At 69.8% G+C, this 16,875-nt stretch carries 11 protein-coding genes and 1 pseudogene; 6 read left to right on the forward strand and 6 right to left on the reverse strand.

What is annotated here, in order from left to right; translation table 11 throughout:
* Positions 1–396: 396 nt before the first annotated feature.
* From ABT294_RS34280 to ABT294_RS34290, 3 genes are all read left to right on the forward strand, one after another.
* On the forward strand, positions 397–624 hold the full coding sequence (locus ABT294_RS34280) for a hypothetical protein (protein WP_350810474.1): 228 nt from the start codon (positions 397–399) through the stop codon (positions 622–624).
* A 282-nt stretch (positions 625–906) separates the two neighbouring features.
* Positions 907–2,139: a serine hydrolase domain-containing protein gene (locus ABT294_RS34285; RefSeq protein WP_350810475.1), complete on the forward strand. Its 1,233-nt coding sequence runs from the start codon at positions 907–909 to the stop codon at positions 2,137–2,139.
* 642 nt (positions 2,140–2,781) lie between these two features.
* Positions 2,782–6,036, forward strand: coding sequence for a DUF4132 domain-containing protein (locus ABT294_RS34290; protein ID WP_350810476.1), 3,255 nt, complete (start codon positions 2,782–2,784; stop codon positions 6,034–6,036).
* Positions 6,037–6,562: 526 nt separating this feature from the next.
* Here the strand turns inward: ABT294_RS34290 and ABT294_RS34295 are convergent.
* Entirely contained in the window at positions 6,563–6,826 is a 264-nt protein-coding gene (locus ABT294_RS34295; RefSeq protein ID WP_350810477.1) for a hypothetical protein, read from the reverse strand.
* Between the two features lie 247 nt (positions 6,827–7,073).
* Between ABT294_RS34295 and ABT294_RS34300 the strand changes: the two are divergent.
* Positions 7,074–7,265: pseudogene (locus tag ABT294_RS34300) on the forward strand (hypothetical protein); the annotation flags it as partial.
* Positions 7,266–7,486: 221 nt separating this feature from the next.
* Here the strand turns inward: ABT294_RS34300 and ABT294_RS34305 are convergent.
* Positions 7,487–8,173 (reverse strand): helix-turn-helix domain-containing protein, encoded by a 687-nt coding sequence (locus ABT294_RS34305; RefSeq protein WP_350810478.1) that lies wholly within the window; start codon positions 8,171–8,173, stop codon positions 7,487–7,489.
* 188 nt (positions 8,174–8,361) lie between these two features.
* Here ABT294_RS34305 and ABT294_RS34310 point away from each other — a divergent pair, with 188 nt between their 5' ends.
* A complete protein-coding gene (locus tag ABT294_RS34310) occupies positions 8,362–9,474 on the forward strand; it encodes a serine hydrolase domain-containing protein (protein WP_350810479.1) in 1,113 nt (370 codons plus the stop codon).
* Here ABT294_RS34310 and ABT294_RS34315 read toward each other — a convergent pair.
* The 3 genes from ABT294_RS34315 to ABT294_RS34325 form a co-directional block, all read right to left on the reverse strand.
* On the reverse strand, positions 9,449–11,512 hold the full coding sequence (locus tag ABT294_RS34315) for a Tn3 family transposase (protein WP_350810480.1): 2,064 nt from the start codon (positions 11,510–11,512) through the stop codon (positions 9,449–9,451). The two genes, ABT294_RS34310 and ABT294_RS34315, sit on opposite strands and share 26 nt — an antisense overlap.
* 18 nt (positions 11,513–11,530) lie before the next feature.
* Entirely contained in the window at positions 11,531–12,091 is a 561-nt protein-coding gene (locus ABT294_RS34320) for a DUF4158 domain-containing protein (RefSeq protein WP_350810481.1), read from the reverse strand.
* Positions 12,092–12,186: 95 nt separating this feature from the next.
* Positions 12,187–13,170 carry a helix-turn-helix domain-containing protein gene (locus ABT294_RS34325; protein ID WP_350810482.1) on the reverse strand — a complete coding sequence of 328 codons (984 nt, stop codon included), beginning with the start codon at positions 13,168–13,170 and terminating at the stop codon, positions 12,187–12,189.
* Between the two features lie 59 nt (positions 13,171–13,229).
* Here ABT294_RS34325 and ABT294_RS34330 point away from each other — a divergent pair, with 59 nt between their 5' ends.
* Positions 13,230–14,519, forward strand: coding sequence for an MFS transporter (locus ABT294_RS34330; RefSeq protein ID WP_350810483.1), 1,290 nt, complete (start codon positions 13,230–13,232; stop codon positions 14,517–14,519).
* On the opposite strand, the gene ABT294_RS34335 is transcribed toward ABT294_RS34330, so the two are convergent.
* Positions 14,513–16,732 (reverse strand): MMPL family transporter, encoded by a 2,220-nt coding sequence (locus ABT294_RS34335; RefSeq protein ID WP_350810484.1) that lies wholly within the window; start codon positions 16,730–16,732, stop codon positions 14,513–14,515. The genes ABT294_RS34330 and ABT294_RS34335 overlap by 7 nt on opposite strands.
* Positions 16,733–16,875 lie beyond the last annotated feature (143 nt).

Below are 16,875 nucleotides of genomic sequence, written 5' to 3' on the forward strand. Positions count from 1 at the left end.
CCGCCATGCGCCATGCGAAGCTCGCAGGAGCTGACTTCCTCAGCTATCCCCGGCCAGGCGATTCCATCGTTGATGGATAGCTAGGGCTGCCAGCTGCGACCTGGAGAGGCGCGCCGCATAGCGTTAGCAGGCCGGCGAGAGCCGGACTCATCCCCGATCGTCCAGACCGAAACTGCCCTTGGACGCTGGCCCTGGTCACTAGCTGTGGCCTGGAACGACTCTCTACTTTGCCCCTGGTGACACGGACCCGAGCGGAGGGCCTCAAGGCGCCGCGCCGGTCCCCCCGCCGCGGCCGGGGCGGGGGGCCGGATGAGGCCGCGGCCCTGTCACGGCGCCCATGGGTGCCGTAGCGTTGGCGTACTGCGCAGGCCGGCCATCGCGACATCGGGAGGGACGATGAGCGACCCCATCTGCTCCATGTGCCAACGGCCGTACGACCCCGAGTTCATGACAGGGCTGCCCTGTCGCGTCTTCAGCCGTGAGGACGTCGTGACTCCGGGCTGCCCGGCACAGCAGCGCATGATGGCGAAACTGAATGAACAGGCCCGCAGAACCCCGCCGGCGGGGGGATGTCTCATGCTCATCCTGGCGCTGCCCCTGCTGTTGATCCCTCTGTTCCTGTGACCGGGGCCGGGCGGCCGGTCAGTCCCCTGGATCGAAGGGGTCGTCCTCGGCTCCGCCTCCGTCGCCGGGCCCCTTCTTCCTCGACTCGCCGACCGCGGCGGCGATCCCGATCCCGAGGGGAGGGCCGGGTTGCCGGGCTTCGGTACGGCTGTGGCTCACTCCCGTGCCCGAGGCGGCTCCCTCTCGCGAGGGAGCTCCAGGACCGCTCTCACCGGCGATCCCCTCGGGGCCCGCGATCTCCAGGATTGGTTCCAGCAGACAGAACCGACCTGGAGGATGACCATGAGGATTCGCCGCACCGCGCTCGCCGGACTCGCCCTCGCCGCGATCACCGCAGGGACGGCCGCCCCGGCGATGGCCCAGACGGCCCGGACGGCCCCGGCCGCCCACGCCACCCCGTCCGCCGCCACCGCGCGGCAGGCCCTGCCGCCGGTGAACCCGGACGCGCTGCGCCGGGCGATCGCCGGGCTTCCCGACGCCGAGGGGACTGCCGCCCAGGTCCGGGTGGGCGGCTCCGGGGGGAGCTGGCAGGGCGTGTCCGGGGTGCGGGACCTGCACTCCAGACGGCCGGTGCCCGCCAACGCCCGCTTCCGGGCGGGAAGCGTGACGAAGGTCTTCACCGCGGCCGTGGTGCTCCAGCTCGTCGCCGAAGGCAGGCTGGACCTCGACCAGACCGTCCAGCACTACCTGCCCGGCCTGCTCCCCGAGAATTACCGGCCGGTCACGGTCGGCCAGCTGCTCAACCACACCAGCGGCCTGCCCCCGGCGGACCAGACCAAGGGACTGCCGGCCGAGGAGACGGCCGACGGGTTCACCTGGATCTACAAGCGCCGCTTCGAGCACTGGACACCGGAGCGGATCGTGGCGCTGGCCGTACAGGACAAGATGGAGTTCGAGCCGGGCACCGCGCAGCACTATCTCAACATCAACTACACCGTCGCGGGGATGCTGATCGAGAAGATCACCGGGTCGAGCTACGAGCGGCAGGTGCGCGAGCGGATCCTGCGCCCCCTGGGACTGCGCGACACCTCTCTGCCCACCGACGACCCGTTCCTCCACGGCCCGCACACGAACGGCTACCAGGTGCTGGACGGCAAGACGATCGACGTGACCGTCTGGGGGCACTCGATCGAGTGGGCGGCTGGCAACCTCGTGTCCACGACCGCCGACCTCGAACGCTTCACCAAGGCGCTCTTCCGGGGCGACGTCGTCCCGGCGGCCCAGTTGGAGCAGATGTTCACCGTTCCGCCCAAGGAGGTCAGGATGTACGGCGACGCAAAGAAGGAGGCGAATTACAGCATGGGGCTGACCCGGGTGGATCTGCCCGGCGGGATCGTCCTGTGGGGTAAGACCGGCGGCCGGTACGGCTATCTCACGGGCATCGGCGGGCTGCGCAACCCGGCGGGCGCTGGCGAGTCACCCCGCACGCTCGTCTACTCCTACAACTCGGTGGACGCCAAGTCCGAGAGCGTGAAGCCGAGGATGATGAAGATCATCATGACGGCGTTCTCCTGACGGGCTAGTGGCCCGTCACGCAACCTTGGCCGGATAACTGGTCCAGCTTCTGATCGGTAAGGGGCTCTGACCAGGCCGACCTCATCGCTCAGCACAGCCCAGTGCTCGATGAGTTCATCCATGCCAAGCGGCGGACGTTCCATACCCATAGATCCGCGCCAGGCCCTTCGCCATTACAGAAGGTCAGGCCAGGGATCTTTGAGGTTTGGCGCCTATGACACGTTGGTTAACGGCACCCCAAGTCGTCTGCCAAGTGTCATGAGAGCGTCAGTGGGTTTTGCCGCAGGATATCAGCGGGCTTCCGCCACGAAAGTGTCAGTAGGTCCCAATAGTAAGAATCGCGTCACGCGGCCCAAACGAGCGGCGGTTTCGCCGCCCGAACTCCCCGCGCGACCATCAGACCGTTTATGACGTGCTGGCCGCGTTCGTTCGCGAGCACCGTTCGGGGAGTCACAGAGGACGAAATCAGAAAAGTGGCTCATGTTGATACGACCCACAAGATGCGTTCACGTCCAGGGAGGTGGGTGTATGAAAGGCCACCTCCATGAGCGTGGCCCGCGCAAGATCCCGGACGCTCATCCTCCTCACCCCCGTGACAATCCGCGCGGGTATTGTCAGCCGGGGGCGCTAGCGTGCTCGTCCATGTCCGAGAACGCGCTCGTGATTCCCGAGCATCAGCGAAAGCGCCTCCACCCCCGGCGTGGTGGCGGCACGCCTGCGGCGCCCGCCGCCATCGACCCCGGCGCCGCCGAACGGCTGCGCAAGGCCCTGACGGAGTCGCAGGAGAGGGCCGAACGACTGCTCAGCCACGCGAAGAGCGCTCCCGAGCTGGTCGAACCCGCCCGCGCCCACCTGGACGGCCCCGCGAACCCCACCGGCGCAGCCGTCCTCGCGGCCGCCGTCGCGAAAGGGCCCATCGAGACGCAGGACCTCGCGGACGCGTGGACCACCGAGCACGGTCTGGCGTTCGCGGCCGCGGCGACGGCCGGGCTCGCCCGCGTCCGGGTCGAGCCCGACGGAGGAGGCATGGGTCGACGTCTTCAGCTGGTGCGCCACGACGACCACGCGCTCTTGTGGGGTCGCGGCGACGCGGCCTTCGACGACGTCGCTCCCCGCGTGCGCGCACTCATCGCGGCGGCCGGTGACAAGGAGTACCAGGACGTCGTCACGGTCCTGGCGGCATTCCGCCAGGACCTGATCGCGCGGATCGCCACGGCGTTCCTGGCGCCGTCGAAGACCGGCTGGGTGGACGACTTGTGCGCCGAACTGCCCGACAATCTGCCGCCCTGCCTGGCGCAGCGGGTCATGTGCTCGCTCGGCACGGCGGACCAGGTCGCGAAGTTCCGCGGGACGCGGCAGCCGTGGGGGTGGCTGGTCAGGGACCACGTCCTGCACACCGCGGCCGACGGGCTCGGTCCCGCACTGGCCCCTCTCCTGGCCGACCTCATCGACCGCACGGCCGATCCTCTGGCGTTGGAGGTCATGGGCATTCTGCCGTCCGACGAGGCATTGAAGGCCCTGGTGGAACGCCTCGGCCGGCCGGGCGTGCACGCGGTCGTCGTCGAGGCCGCGGAGCGCTTCCCGGAACGCGCGCGCCGGACTTTCCGCGACGCCGTGGACTCCGGCCCCGGGGAGATCGCCCGGTACGCGGCGCGCCTGCTGGGCGGCCCGGCCGTGCGGGAGGCGGGGTGGGCCGATGAGGCCGCGCCGGAGGACCTGCCGTCCGTGCTGGCCGACCCGCCGTGGGCCGGGGGCCTGCCAGACCGGAAGCGCGCCACTGTCAAGGGCCTCGAACCCCCGGCCGAGCGGACGGCCGTATGGGAGCCCAGTGAACGCGAGCGGTGGGCCGCTCCCCCAACCGGCGAAAAGGTCGACTGGGGGAAGGAAATCGAGCTCTTCCGCGACCGCCAGCTGCCTGCCGAGCGGCAGTGGGACCTGTTCCTGTCCGGCCCGGAGGAGGACGTTCGTCCCCTGCTCGCCCGCTGGAGGCCCAGCCTGACCGGGGCCGCCCCCGAACGGCTGGAGCCGATCCTGGCGCGCTTCTCCGCGGACGCCGCCCCGGCAGCGCTGGACATGGCCGACGTGCGGCCCGCGGCCACAGCGGAGCTCCTGCTCCCGTTCTGCGACGCCGGGATCGCCGCGCAGATGGCGGAGTGGCGGCTGCGGCGCCGCGCGCTGCGCCCCGTCGCGGAACGCTGGTTCGCACGGCACGCGGCAGCCGCGGCACGCGCGCTGGTCCCCGCCGCGCTCTCCGCCGCGAAAAAGGCAGCTGACCGGCGGGCGCGGCGCGACGCGGAGATGGCGCTGGTCCACCTCGCCTCGCATGGACACACCGACAACGTCCTGGCAGCCGGCCGAGACCACGGCTCCAAGGCCGCCGCCGAGATCGAGGCGCTGCTCGCACTCGACCCGATGGCGGCCGCCCTCCCCGCACAGATGCCCGATGCCCCGGACTGGCTGGACCCGCACCTGATCCCCGAGGTGCTGCTGCGGGACGGGCAGGCCCTGCCCGGCACGGCGGCCGGCCACCTGGTCACGCTCCTCACCGTGTCCGAGTTCGACGACGTCCACCCCGGCGTGGAGGCGGTGCGGCAGGCGTGCGACCCCGCCTCCCTCGCCTCGTTCGCCTGGAAGATCTTCGAGCTGTCCGGCCTGCGCGAGCGCGGTGGCGGCCGAGGCCTCGAGAACGAGGGCTGGGTCATGGCCGCGCTGGGCCTGCTCGGGGACGACGCCACGGCCCGCGACCTGACACCGTTGATCCGCAAGTGGCCGGGCATGAACGGGAACCGCATGGCCGTCGCAGGGCTCGACGCGCTCGTCGCGATCGGCACCGACACCGCGCTCAGCGAGCTCAACGGCATCGCCGAACGGATTAAGTACAAGGGCCTGCAGGGCCAGGCGCGGGACCGGATCGCCGCGCTCGCCGCCGACCGCGGGCTGACCGCCGAGCGGCTCGCCGACCGGCTCGTCCCCGACCTGGGCCTGGACGCGGGGGGCACGCTCGTCCTCGACTACGGCCGGCGCCGGTTCACGGTCGGGTTCGACGAGCAGCTCAAGCCGTTCGTGCTCGACGAGGACGGCACGCGGCGGACGAGCCTCCCCAAGCCCGGCGCGCGCGATGACGCCGAGCTGGCCCCGGCGGCGCACAAGCGGTTCACCGCGCTGAAGAAGGAGGCACGCGCCACTGCGGCCGCACAGCTGGAGCGGCTGGAGCGGGCGATGGTCGCCGGACGGCTCTGGAGCGCGGACGAGTTCCGCGAGCTCATCGTCGGGCATCCCTTAATCTGGCACATCGCCCGCCGGCTGCTGTGGACGGCCGGGGGCCGTACGTTCCGGATCGCCGAGGACCGCTCGCTCGCTGACATCGACGACGCCCAGCTCGCCGTGGCCGGCACCGACGAGGTCGGGCTCGCCCACCCCCTGCACGTGCCCGCGGACGAGTTGGCGGCGTGGTCCGACGTCTTCGCCGACTACGAGATCGTCCAGCCGTTCCCCCAGATCGGCCGCCCGGTCCACGTGCTGACCGAGGGCGAGCGTTCCGGGGCCGCGCTCGACCGGTTCCGCGGCCTGACCGTCACGACTGGTGCGGTGCAGGGCATGGAGCGGCGTGGCTGGGACCGTGGCGTCCCGCAGGACAACGGCATCATCTTCTGGATCTCGCGGCGCTTCCCCGGCGCCCGGACGGTCGTGCTGGACCTCGACCCCGGCATCTCGGTCGTCGCTCCGGGAGACTGGCCGGAGCAGCGGATCGAAGAGGTTCGTATCATCCCCGGCCACGACCCGTCCCGGCGGCCCGGCGCCTGGCATTCCGCGACCCTCGCCGACCTCGACGCGGTGAACGCCTCGGAGCTCCTGACCGACATCCTCCACCTCACCGACGGCCGCACGGCCACGTAGGCCGTTGCCCCGGCCGGGATGAAGCGCGTGTGGCTGAACGTGCCCTTCCCAAGGCGAGGGCCTTCGCTGGTCGCACCGCGAAGACCGGGGCCTAGCCGCCCCGCTCGTTGGTGAAAGCGCCGTCGGTCACGCCGAACCGCCACTGCCCGTCACCGTCCCACTTGGTGGTCCAAGCGTCCGCGAGGCGCCGGAGTCCGGCCCGAGTACGGGTGCCGTTAAAGGACGCCTGTTCGGGGCCTGGTGCTGGCAAGCCGCGACCGCGCGTGTTTCTCATAAACGTCCGTTATCACCACCCGGGCCGGATGGACCCCAGGTCGGGGTGTTCCGTATAGGCGTTCCGCGAACTGTTCCGGTGAAGGCCCCCTATCCGGAACACTTGAACCGGGCTGTACCGCTGGCGTATCCCGGCGAGCAACGCCGGCGAGGGTACTCACAGTGCGGTCCTCGACGCCATCGCCGACTACGAAGGCAGATGACCGCGCCACGGTGACGTGATGGTCCTGAGCTGCTCAGGCCGTCGATGCTGTTATGGCCCCCGGGGCTGCGCCAGCAGCAGCTCCGGCGGGCCCAGCGTTGCCACGACCTCCGGCGGGATGGAGAGATCCTCCTCCTCTTCCGGGTCGGGCCCGAATCTGGCTTCCACCTGCTCGAGGAACGCCCGCCAGTCCTCCCGGTGCTTCTGGTAGGCGGCCACGATCTTCTTGATCTTGTCGGGTACGCCGAGCTGCTCGGCCACCGCGCCCAGGTCGGCCGGCCCGCGCACCCAGCCGCCTCGCACGCGTACGGCCATGCCGTGCTCGGCCAGCGCGCTCAGCCCGGTCGTGGCGGCAGTCTCCGAGATGCCCGCCAGGCCGGCAACACCCGCAACTACACCATCCGCTAATCTCGCGGCAATTGAACAAGGGAGAGAGCCTGCACGCGCTGCGCCGCGACCTGCACTACGCCCAGCAGGGCGCCATCACCCGCCCGCATCTGGATGCAGCAGACCGAACAGGCGTGGTGCTTGACCCTGCTGACCAACTCCCTGGACAACGGAATATTATTCTAGAGCGGTGCTGGAGCTGCGTTCACAGGGCCGGGAGGTGAGCGACGAGATCCCGTCGCACATCTCGCCCGGGCACAGCGACAACATCAACTTCTTCGGCGTCATCAACGTGGACGTCGAGGCCGAGCTGGCCAAGCTCGACACCGGTGGCTGGCGGCCACTGCGACCCGCGCAACTGAGCTAGCTGGGGCTGACGACCTGATACGCCATGTGCCGCGTCCCATGAGGAGCGCGGCACAGGCGGTTGATCTCAAGAGGTGGCCCGCTCTGGGCGGCGGGCGGCGGGGAGCGAACGGCTCTGACAGCCGATCAGCTGAAGAACCTGCCGGCATGTCGCTACCGGTCGTCGCCGGGGTCGGCGATCCGAATGGGCACGCGCGGTGTTCAAGTGCGAAGCAGGAACTGTCAGCGGGTGAGGATGTGACGGTAACGTTCGGCTACCGCGATGGTCTCGCGTCCCACCTGCTCGAAGAATTCGCTCATGGCGTCCATCCGGGCTCCGGCCGGAGTCGAACGGCCGAGGGCTTCGGCGTTTTGGCGGGCGACCTCGGCGATGTTGGTGTTGAATCGCGCGCTGGCCAGGAGTGACCGGTACCAGATCTCCTTGTCGACGATGTAGCGGTCTCGCCGTCGGCGCTGATCTCGTTCCCGGCCGATCAGGTTCATCGCCTCAAGCTCGGCGACTGCCTTGGAGATGGATGCGGGGCTTACCTGCAGGCGTTGCACGAGGTCGGCAGCAGCGAGGCCACCGCTGTGCGTGGTAGACAGGCAGGCCAGCACGCGTGAGGACATCCGCGTCAGGCCCGACGCGACGAGAACGTCGGTGAGCTTGTCCTCCGCCTCTTGCGTTCTGGCCGCAGGAGGTTGTTGTGGATCGATCGCTATAGGGCGTTGACGCCGGGCGCGCTCTCGTGTCGCCTCGTGCGCCTGATCCGGGCGATAGGCGCCAGCGCCGCCGTTGCGGTTCACCTCGCGGCTGATCGTGGACGTCGGCCTGCCCAGTCGCCGGGAGATCTCGGCAAACCCGAGCCCTTCCGTCAGGCCCTGGGCTATCCGTTCGCGATCCTTAAGCGTCAACCTGCCTTCCGGCATCAGCTGCACCCCCTGTCGTCCACTCCGCTCCTTGCATTCAACCACACTCACTGCAACAAGTTGTTGCATTCATCGCCATTGTCATCGCAACAATGCCATTTATCAGCGCATTTACGGTTGACTATTCCATGAATGCAACGTAGCGTTTCCGCTTGTCCAAATGACCGAAGACGACCGAAAGGGGACCCATGGCAACGACAAGCAATCCCGGAACCAACCACGAGGCAGTGCAGCGCGTGTTGGACGGCGCGGTGGCGTCAGGCGCGACGCCGGGCATCGTGACCGAGGTCTGGAAGGGCGACTCGCGCTGGTTCGCGTCCGCAGGCAAAGCCGACGTCAGCACCGGGCGCGAACGCGTGCCGCAGGAGTTGTTCCGCATCGGCAGTGCGGCCAAGGCGTTCACCGCCGCCACCACGCTGAAATTGGTCGGTGAGGGCGTGCTCAGCCTCGACGACACGGTGGAGAAGTGGCTGCCCGGCTTGCTCGACGGCAGCCTGTACGACGGCGACAAGATCACGCTGCGGCAGTTGCTGAACCAGACCAGCGGCATCTACAACTACAGCATGGACCCGGAGTTCTTCGTCACCGGCCAAGGCGAGGCCTGGTACGAACGCCGGTTCAAGGTCTTCACACCCGAAGAACTGGTGCGGATCGCGCTACGGCATCCGCCCTGCAACGCCCCCGGCGAGGCTTTCCAGTACTCCAACACGCAGTACTACCTGGCCGCGATGATGGTGGAGAGGGCCACCGGAGAATCGTATGGCAACCTGCTCGATCGCCTCATTCTGCGGCCCCTCGACCTGACCCGGACGTCGCTCCCCACCACGCAGACGATCATCCCCGGACCGCATCCGGTGCACTACTCCCGGCTGTACGTGGAAGACCCGGCGGCGCGACTGCACGACGCGAGCGAGTCGAACGAGACCACCGCCTGGAGCGCCGGCGGAATGCTCTCCTCGACCGGCGACCTGCTCACATTCTTCTCGGCGCTGTTTTCCGGCCGGATCCTCAACCCGGCGCAGATGGAGGAGATGTTCACGACCGTGTCGACCGACGGCTCCGGGTGGCTGCCCGGCACCCGCTACGGGCTCGGCGTGTGGGTCAAGCAGAAGCTGCAGAGCGGCGTGCCCGTGTGGGGCAACGGCGGTGCCGACTATGGCACCTTCACCCTCGTCATGGGCAGCCCCGACGGCACCCACATGGTCGCCTCCCACGTGAACACCGACTTCTCTCCGCAAGCCTATGCGGCCTTCCTGTCCATCCTCGACATCGAGTTCAGCCGCGTCGAACACGCCGGTTGACCGCGACGCCGGACAGCAAGATGGCGGCGCCCCCGAGCTCATCGACAACCTGGTCGACTACGCCATGCTCCCCGCGGGCCCGAGCCGCATCGCGATCGGCTACGCCGGCGAGTTGGATCTGCGCAACCGCCGCGCCCGTGTGCGGCGCGAGGGCGGGCGCCGTCGACGTCATCGTCTGGCAGACCGCCACCGCTCGGCTGCTGCCCCGCCTGCTGGACGGACGCCACACCGGACCTGTCGTCCTCACCGACCGGTGCCGGGTGTCGGCCAGGTCGGCGATGCGCGGGGAGAACTGGTAGCCGCAGATCGCGAACAAGCCCGAAACGATGTCGGAATAGCTGGCGGTGTCGGTGACCACCGTCTCGGGCTTGGGTCCGCCGTCGAGGTTGTGGATGGCGTCCAGGATGAACAGCGAGTCGCGCAGCGTGCCCGGCACGACCAACCCGCCGATGCCCATCACCTGGTCGTTGACCACGTTCAGCCAGGTCGCGCCGCGCTGGCGGCCGAAGTAGACGGGGTTGTGGCCGGTGTGCAGGTTCTGCACCGGTACCACGAAGCACAGCCCGTCGGCCGAGGCGATGTGCCCGCCGCCCCAGCATCTGACGATGTCCAGCTCGGCCTGGGCGGCGATGAGGCGGGCATTGGCCGCCGCGATCGTCTCGCCGCGCAGGTAGCCCTGATCGACCTGCAGCAGCCGGGCCCGGGTCAGCGCGGGCACGTTCGGCTTCTCGATCGGCACCAGGCCGACATTGCACGCCTCGGCCACGATCAGCGCGGCCAGGCTGACCGGGAAGTCCTCCATGGGTGAGTCGGCGCCGGAGATGTGGGTGAAGTCGGCCGGCAGCCCGGTACGGTCGAACACCTCCAGCAGCAACTCGGGAAAATCCAGCCGGGGCAGCATGCCATCCAGCAGAGAGCGCAGCTCCTTCATCAGCGGCGGCTCTTCAGCCGCGCCGAGCTTCTCCAGTTGCAACCGGCCACCGACGAACTGCACCGCGGTGTTCGCCCCGAGCCCGTCCAGCACCCGGATGTAGGCGCCCTCCAGCGCGCTGGCGAGCTCGGCCAGGTGCCCGGCTGGCTCGACCTCCAGCTCAAGTGAGGCGAGGATGCGCGACTGCGCCTGCTGCCACGCCTGGCCGTCCAGCAGTCGCGCGCGCGGGTCGCTCCACCGCTCAGACCCTTCGGCGAACACATCGCGCCGACGCAGCGCGTGGTGCAGGTGCATGACCGCGCACGGCACGAACGCCGCCTTGTCGATCTGCCCCTCCGGGAGATCCGGATTGCGGTAGATGAGTGGCCGCCACGAGCCCGTGATCAGCGCCTCGTGCGCGGTGATGTCACCAGGGCCGTAGCGGCGGCGGTTCTTGGCCCTCGCCGCGGCGGCGCGCACCATCGCCAGCACCGCCGTACCGGCCTCGACCGCACGGAACCGAATCGTGGCCAGCAGCAGCTCGATGAAGCCCTGCACCGTGCGGTAGCGCTTGATCAGCTCGGCTCGCCATTCGGCGGCCGCGTCATCGTCGGTTGTGGGCACGAAGGCCGTGATCGTCTCCACCGCCGAGGCCAGCTTCTCGCGCGGCACCACCTCTTCGATCGCCTTCCACACCTCCACCAGCGACACCAGCCGATCCTCGGTCGCCTCCGGCGCCGACATCAGCACCTCCACCGCTGAGGCCATCGTGCGCGCCGCCTTGCGCAACTTGGGGAACGTGCGCAGTTGCTCGGCTTTGCCAGCCCGCTCCGCCCGGGCCAGCAGGTTCGAGGTGATGAGCAGGTCCAGCACGTCGAGGGCGTCGTCGACCGACGAGGTCTCCAGATGCCGCACGGTGGCCAGCAGCGTGGCCGCCTGCCGATCGACTTCCAGATCCCGCAGCGTCGGTGCCTTGGAGGCCAGGCCGTAGCGGGCCAGCGCGGACAGCTTCACCGCCGGTACCGGCTCCACGACCACCGCCCCGGCGCCCAGCCTGCCGATCTCGGCCACCCGATGCAGCTCCGCCACCATCACCCGGCCCGAGGCCCGCGTCGGCGCGGTGCGCAACCGCTCCAGCTCCGAGACTCACCGATCGGCAGGCACCTGCAGCAGAGCAGTCAGCCTCGCCCGCAGCTCCGGGCCTGCGCGCTCGGCCAGCGTGCGATACAACCGCGCGTGCTCCTGCCGGCGCACCTCGCTGATCAGGCGGGTCAGGGTGGTGATCCCTGTGGGCAGGAGAATGCCCTCGCGCAGCATGTGCACCACGGCGCGGTCGAACAGCGCCCGCGGTCCCTCGATCGTTGACCAGACCCGGGCGGCCACGTAGTCGCGGACCTCCTGCTCGCGTTTGGAGAACTCCGCCAGCTCCAGCAGGTCCCGGATCTCCCAGGCGTGTTCGTAGGCGGTCTTCGGCCGGGTCAGGTACTCCGGCGCGCACGCCGGGTCGATGTCGAGTTGCTCGGCGACGAACTCCAGCACCTCCCTTGGCACGTCCAGGGGGTCTTCGGCCAGGAAGGTGCCGAGCATCCGCACGGTCTCCCACTGCACCGCCCACCCCAGCTTCGTCGCCGGACGGCGCTTACCGGCCAGTGCCTCCAGCGCCCTGGAGTCCAGCCGAAAGAACTGCTCGAGTTCGGCCACCGACACCTCGAACGCTTCTTGAAGTCGACGCAGGCGGAGGGATGGTCGTCGAAGAGCAGCCCCCGAGCAGGACGTGATGTCGGCTGCCTTGCGGCAGCTGTTCAGTCCTTCCCTCGGCTGGCGAGCAGGTGACCGGTCTCGGTGCGCCGGTAGACCACGCGCCGACCGACCCGCGTGCCGACGACGAGGTCCGCATCGCGCAGGATGGTCAGGTGGCCGCCGACGGTGCCAAGTGACAGGCTTAGGTGTGCGGCGATTTCGCTGCTGGTCGCGGGGTGTTCGAGTTCGTGGAGGATGGCCGCGCGGCCGGTACCTAAAAGCCGCTCCAGCGACCGGGCGGGACGGGTGCGCGCCGCACCGTCGGCGGATCCGCGGGCCGGGTAGACCAGTGCGTACGACGTCGGCGGTGCCTCGCACAGCCACGTGCCGCTGCTCAGTACGCTGACCGGGACGAACAGCATGCCCTCGTCACCGACGACGCGGTCCGGGAAGGCTTGATCGCTGAAGCGGATGGCGTCTTCGCCAACCCAGGCGCTGCGGCGGCTCATATGCTGCAGAGCACGCGGCCAGCCATAGGCGGCCAGCAACCCCGCCCGGTAGGTGACATCGCGTTCCAGGAGGGCCCGCCGGCGCGGCCAGTCGGAGGCCACATGGGCCTCCCATGTGTAGTGGAGCAGGTCGGCGGTGCGGGCCGCCCAGCCTCGTCCGGTCAGCCAGTCCAGATCGTGCTGCTTCCAACTGCGCGCCACCGACTCCTCCAACTCAGCGCGCACCTCCTCGTCGGGCGCCCGAGTGACCTGCGCGAGCTCGTCTTCCAGGGTGGTGCGCATGCCGCCCGGCGGCGGGATCGCGACGTGGCTCGGCAGCCACTTGGTCGACCCCAGCAACCTGACCAGGCCCTCGGCGAAGGGGTCCACCTCGAGGGCGGCGCGGAACGCGCCGTGGTGGCGGGCATGCCAGGAGGCCAGCCATGGATCGGTGCAGGGCTTGCCAAGCACCATCATCGACCCCAACGTCTCGGCGAGCGGAGACAGCGCGAACCGGGACCGTGACAGGGCCAGAGTGCTCAACCGCAACAGCATCATCTTTCGCCTCCTGCCGAAACGATAGTGTCCGCTTCGGTGCTCCTGAACACTCCCGGCCCATGCGCTCGACCCTCATGCGACTGACCGACTTCCGCTGGTTCCTCTCCGCACAGGTGGTATCCCTGCTGGGCACTTCCATGGCGCCGGTCGCGCTGGCGTTCGGTGTCCTAGACGCATCGGGCAGCACCAACGACCTCGGTGTCGTCCTGACCACCCACATGGTGCCGCTGCTGGCCTTCCTCCTGGTAGGCGGGGCCGTGGCCGACCGCCTCCCGCGCCGGACGGTCCTGGTGGCCGCCCACCTGGGCTCAGCCCTCACCCAGGGCGGCGTCGCCGCCCTTCTGCTCACCGGGAGGTACGCGCTGCTGCCGGTGGCCGCCCTGGGGTTTCTCAGCGGCATCCTCGCTGCGTTCACCACGCCGGCCCTGCGCGGCATCGTGCCCCAGCTTGTCCCCGGGGATCGGATACGGCAGGCGAACGCCCTGCTGGCATCGGCGAGAAACACCACGAAGATCCTCGGACCGAGCCTGTCCGGGATCGCGGTCGCAGCTACCGGTGGCGGTCCCGCCATCGCCTTCGACGCTCTGACCTACCTCCTCGCCGCGGGCTTCCTCACCCGACTGTCCCTCGCAGCGGCTCCGACCGCGCCGCGGCCCTCCTCCAGGATGCTGGCCGACATCCGCGACGGCTGGACCGAGTTCCGGCGCATCCGCTGGGTGTGGACGGTGTCCCTGTGCTTCTGCGTGATCAACCTGGTGCAGGTCGGCACCTGGCAGATCCTGGGACCCGTACTGACCAGGCAGCTCAGCGGCGAGGAGACCTGGGGGTTCGTGCTCAGCGCCCGCGGCGTCGGCATGCTGGTGATGAGCACGCTGATGTACCGGCTGGTGGTCAGGCACCTGCTGCGGCTGGGCCAGCTGATGAGCGTGCTCGGCGCGCTCCCCCTACTCGCACTCGGTGCGCACCTGCACGCCTCCTGGCTGATCGCCGCCGCCTTCGTCGCCGGACTGGGATCCTCAGTCGCCGCCGTCGGTTGGGAAACCTCGCTGCAGGAGCACATCCCCGCACATGTGCTCTCGCGCGTCTCGTCCTACGACGACCTGCTGTCCTACATCGCGATCCCTATCGGTCAGCTGGGCGTGGGACTGCTCGCCGACAGGTTCAGCGGCTTCCAGGTGGCCGCGACCGCTGGCATCATCTACGCCGTCGCGGCCGTTCTCCCTCTGGCCTCCGCCGCCGTGCGCCGACTGCCACACGCCCAAGACGACCATGCCCGTACTGCGAGTTCCCTGGTCGCGGGTGCGCGCCGCCGGCGCCGCGCTCATGCACTCCGGTCCAAGCCTCAGTAGGCCGTGACCCGGTCGGGTTCCTGGGCAGGTTCGGTCGCACGGTCCTGCCTGTGACCGCCTGCGGTGGGCCGCGGGCGGATCGGCCACCACATGGCCCGGCCGAGGAGTGCGGCAAGGGCGGGGACCAGCACCAGCGACACGACGAGCGCGGAGAGCATGATGCCGAGCGTCATCGCGAAGGCCATCTGCTCGTTGCCCGGGGACGTGATGAGGCTGGCGAAGGTGGCGGCCAGTACCACGCCGGCCGTCGCGATGGCCGGCGTTGTGTGCTGTACGGCGCGGGCCACGGCGGCGCGAGCCGTACCCGGTCGCCGCATCTCCTCCCGGATCCGGTCGGTGATCAGGATGTTGTAGTCGGTGCCCAGCGCCACGACGAACAGGAACAGCACCAGCGGGAGGGCGAAGCTGACGCCCGGCTTGCCGAGAACGTGCTGGAACAGCAGGGTGGCGGCGCCGAGGGTGGCTGCGAAGCCGAGCCCGACGGAGAGCATCAGGATCACCGGTGCGAGCAGGCTGCGCAGGAGCAGCAGGAGGATCAGCGCGATCAGCGCGGCCGCGACCGGGAACACGATCGTGAGGTCGTGGTCGACGGCGGCCGACATGTCGGCGATGATCGCCGGCGTCCCGCCCACGTGTGCCGTCGTACCGGCGGGCGTGTGCTGGGCGACCGCTGCCCGGATCGGTCCGGAGGCCAGGTCGCGGGCCTGCTGGCTCTGCGGGTCCGCGGTCGGGTAGAGATCGATCCGGGCAGCACGGTGGTCCTTGTTCAGGACGGTTCTTGCGACCTGGCCCACGCCCTTGACCTGGGTGAGCGCACGGGAGAGACCGTCGAGTCGGTCGGCTGTGAGGGTGCCGCCGTCGGTGGCGGCGACGAAGACGCTCGTCGGGTCCGACACGCCGGCGGGCAGTGTGCGGGAGATCTCGGCCGCGGCGGCCGCGGCGGCGGTGGTCTGGGCACCGGAGCCGCCCTGACCGTAGTCCATGCTGATGCCGATCAACCCGGCGGCCAGCGCGGCAAGCAGGGCGACGGAGGCGGTCAGCATCATCAGCGGTCGTCGCGTGACCAGCGTGCCCAGGCGGGCGGCACGACCGTCGCGCGGCTCGCCGCGCAAGGCCGCCCGGGAGGGCCAGAACATCTTGCGCCCGGCGGCCGCGAGCAGCGCCGGCAGCAGGGTGAGGCTGCCGAGCAGCATCACCAGGACCGCGACGGCGATCGCGGGGCCCATCGAGCGGAACTGCCCGAAGGTCGCCACGCCCAGTGTGGCGAACGCGGCCACGATGGTCAGCGCCGCCGAGGTGATCGCGGTGCCCACCCGGCCGGAGACCTGCGCGGCCACCTCGCGGGCGGACTGCTCGGGCCAGGACCGCAGCTGCTCGCGGAAGCGGAACAGCAGGAACAGCAGGTAGTCGATGCCGATGCCGAACAGAACCACGTTGATCAGCCCCGGGGTGCTCGCGTCGAGCTTGAGCCCGGTGAGCATCGCGGCACCCGCGACGGCTCCCGCCGCCACGAAGCCGATCACGGCGACCGCGAGCAGCGGCAGCAGGGCCGCCAGCACGCTGCGAAACACCAGCACGTTGAGCAGGATGATGAGCCCCATGATGAGGCCGCTCCCGACCGTCGTGGCGGTCTTGCGGGAATCGACGGTGTCGACGGTGTCGGCGAGAGCACCGGTGAAGCCGGTACGCATCCCCGCCTCGGAGAACTGCGTCCGGGCGGCCTCCCGGAAGGTCCGGTAGACGCCCTGGACCCCCTTGTCCGCACGATTCCCGATCAGCTCGACGGAGAGCAGTTCGAAACTCCGGTCTGGCGCCGTCATCGCCGGGGCGATCCGGGGCGTCTGGGAGCGGTCCGGGATCAGGAACTGCTGCGGGCCGTCGTCTTCCCTGGGCATGATCACCCGGCGCTTGCCCAGCTTCGCCGCCTCGGCCTCGACCCGCTTCTGGTCGGCAGGGCTGAGAGCCTTGCCGTCGATCCGCGCGACGAGCACCGTCACCGTGGTGGCGTCGGGGTTCGCTCCGAACCGCTCCTTGGCGATGTGCAGCGCGGCGGCCGAGTCGTAGCTCCGGGGCAGGAAGTCCCCGGCCTGGTTCTGGGTGACGCGGTCGAACAGCGTCGGGGTCAGGGCGCTCAGTGCGACACCCAGCACCGCCCAGAGGGCGATGACCTTCCACGGGCGTCTGGTGGAGTATCCGGTCAGGGCGCGGATCACGATGTCCTCCGGCGGACGGACTTGAATGCGGACGTCTGCCGGGGGCTCCCGGCCGGTATCCAGACCATCAGTGCAAGAGGCGGCAAACCTCCTGGCAGCGGATGATCCGGGCCGGGGCCCTGAATCCTCCCCCCGGCCCGCGA

This window comes from Nonomuraea sp. NPDC000554, assembly GCF_040300065.1.
Classification (GTDB): Bacteria; Actinomycetota; Actinomycetes; order Streptosporangiales; family Streptosporangiaceae; genus Nonomuraea.

Excerpts from the sequence above, each read along its gene's own strand:
- ABT294_RS34280 (WP_350810474.1), top strand. The coding sequence starts at position 397 with ATGAGCGACCCCATCTGCTCCATGTGCCAACGGCCGTACGACCCCGAG.
- ABT294_RS34285 (WP_350810475.1), top strand. The coding sequence starts at position 907 with ATGAGGATTCGCCGCACCGCGCTCGCCGGACTCGCCCTCGCCGCGATC.
- ABT294_RS34290 (WP_350810476.1), top strand. The coding sequence starts at position 2,782 with ATGTCCGAGAACGCGCTCGTGATTCCCGAGCATCAGCGAAAGCGCCTC.
- ABT294_RS34295 (WP_350810477.1), bottom strand. The coding sequence starts at position 6,826 with ATGGCCGTACGCGTGCGAGGCGGCTGGGTGCGCGGGCCGGCCGACCTG.
- ABT294_RS34305 (WP_350810478.1), bottom strand. The coding sequence starts at position 8,173 with ATGCCGGAAGGCAGGTTGACGCTTAAGGATCGCGAACGGATAGCCCAG.
- ABT294_RS34310 (WP_350810479.1), top strand. The coding sequence starts at position 8,362 with ATGGCAACGACAAGCAATCCCGGAACCAACCACGAGGCAGTGCAGCGC.
- ABT294_RS34325 (WP_350810482.1), bottom strand. The coding sequence starts at position 13,170 with ATGATGCTGTTGCGGTTGAGCACTCTGGCCCTGTCACGGTCCCGGTTC.
- ABT294_RS34330 (WP_350810483.1), top strand. The coding sequence starts at position 13,230 with ATGCGCTCGACCCTCATGCGACTGACCGACTTCCGCTGGTTCCTCTCC.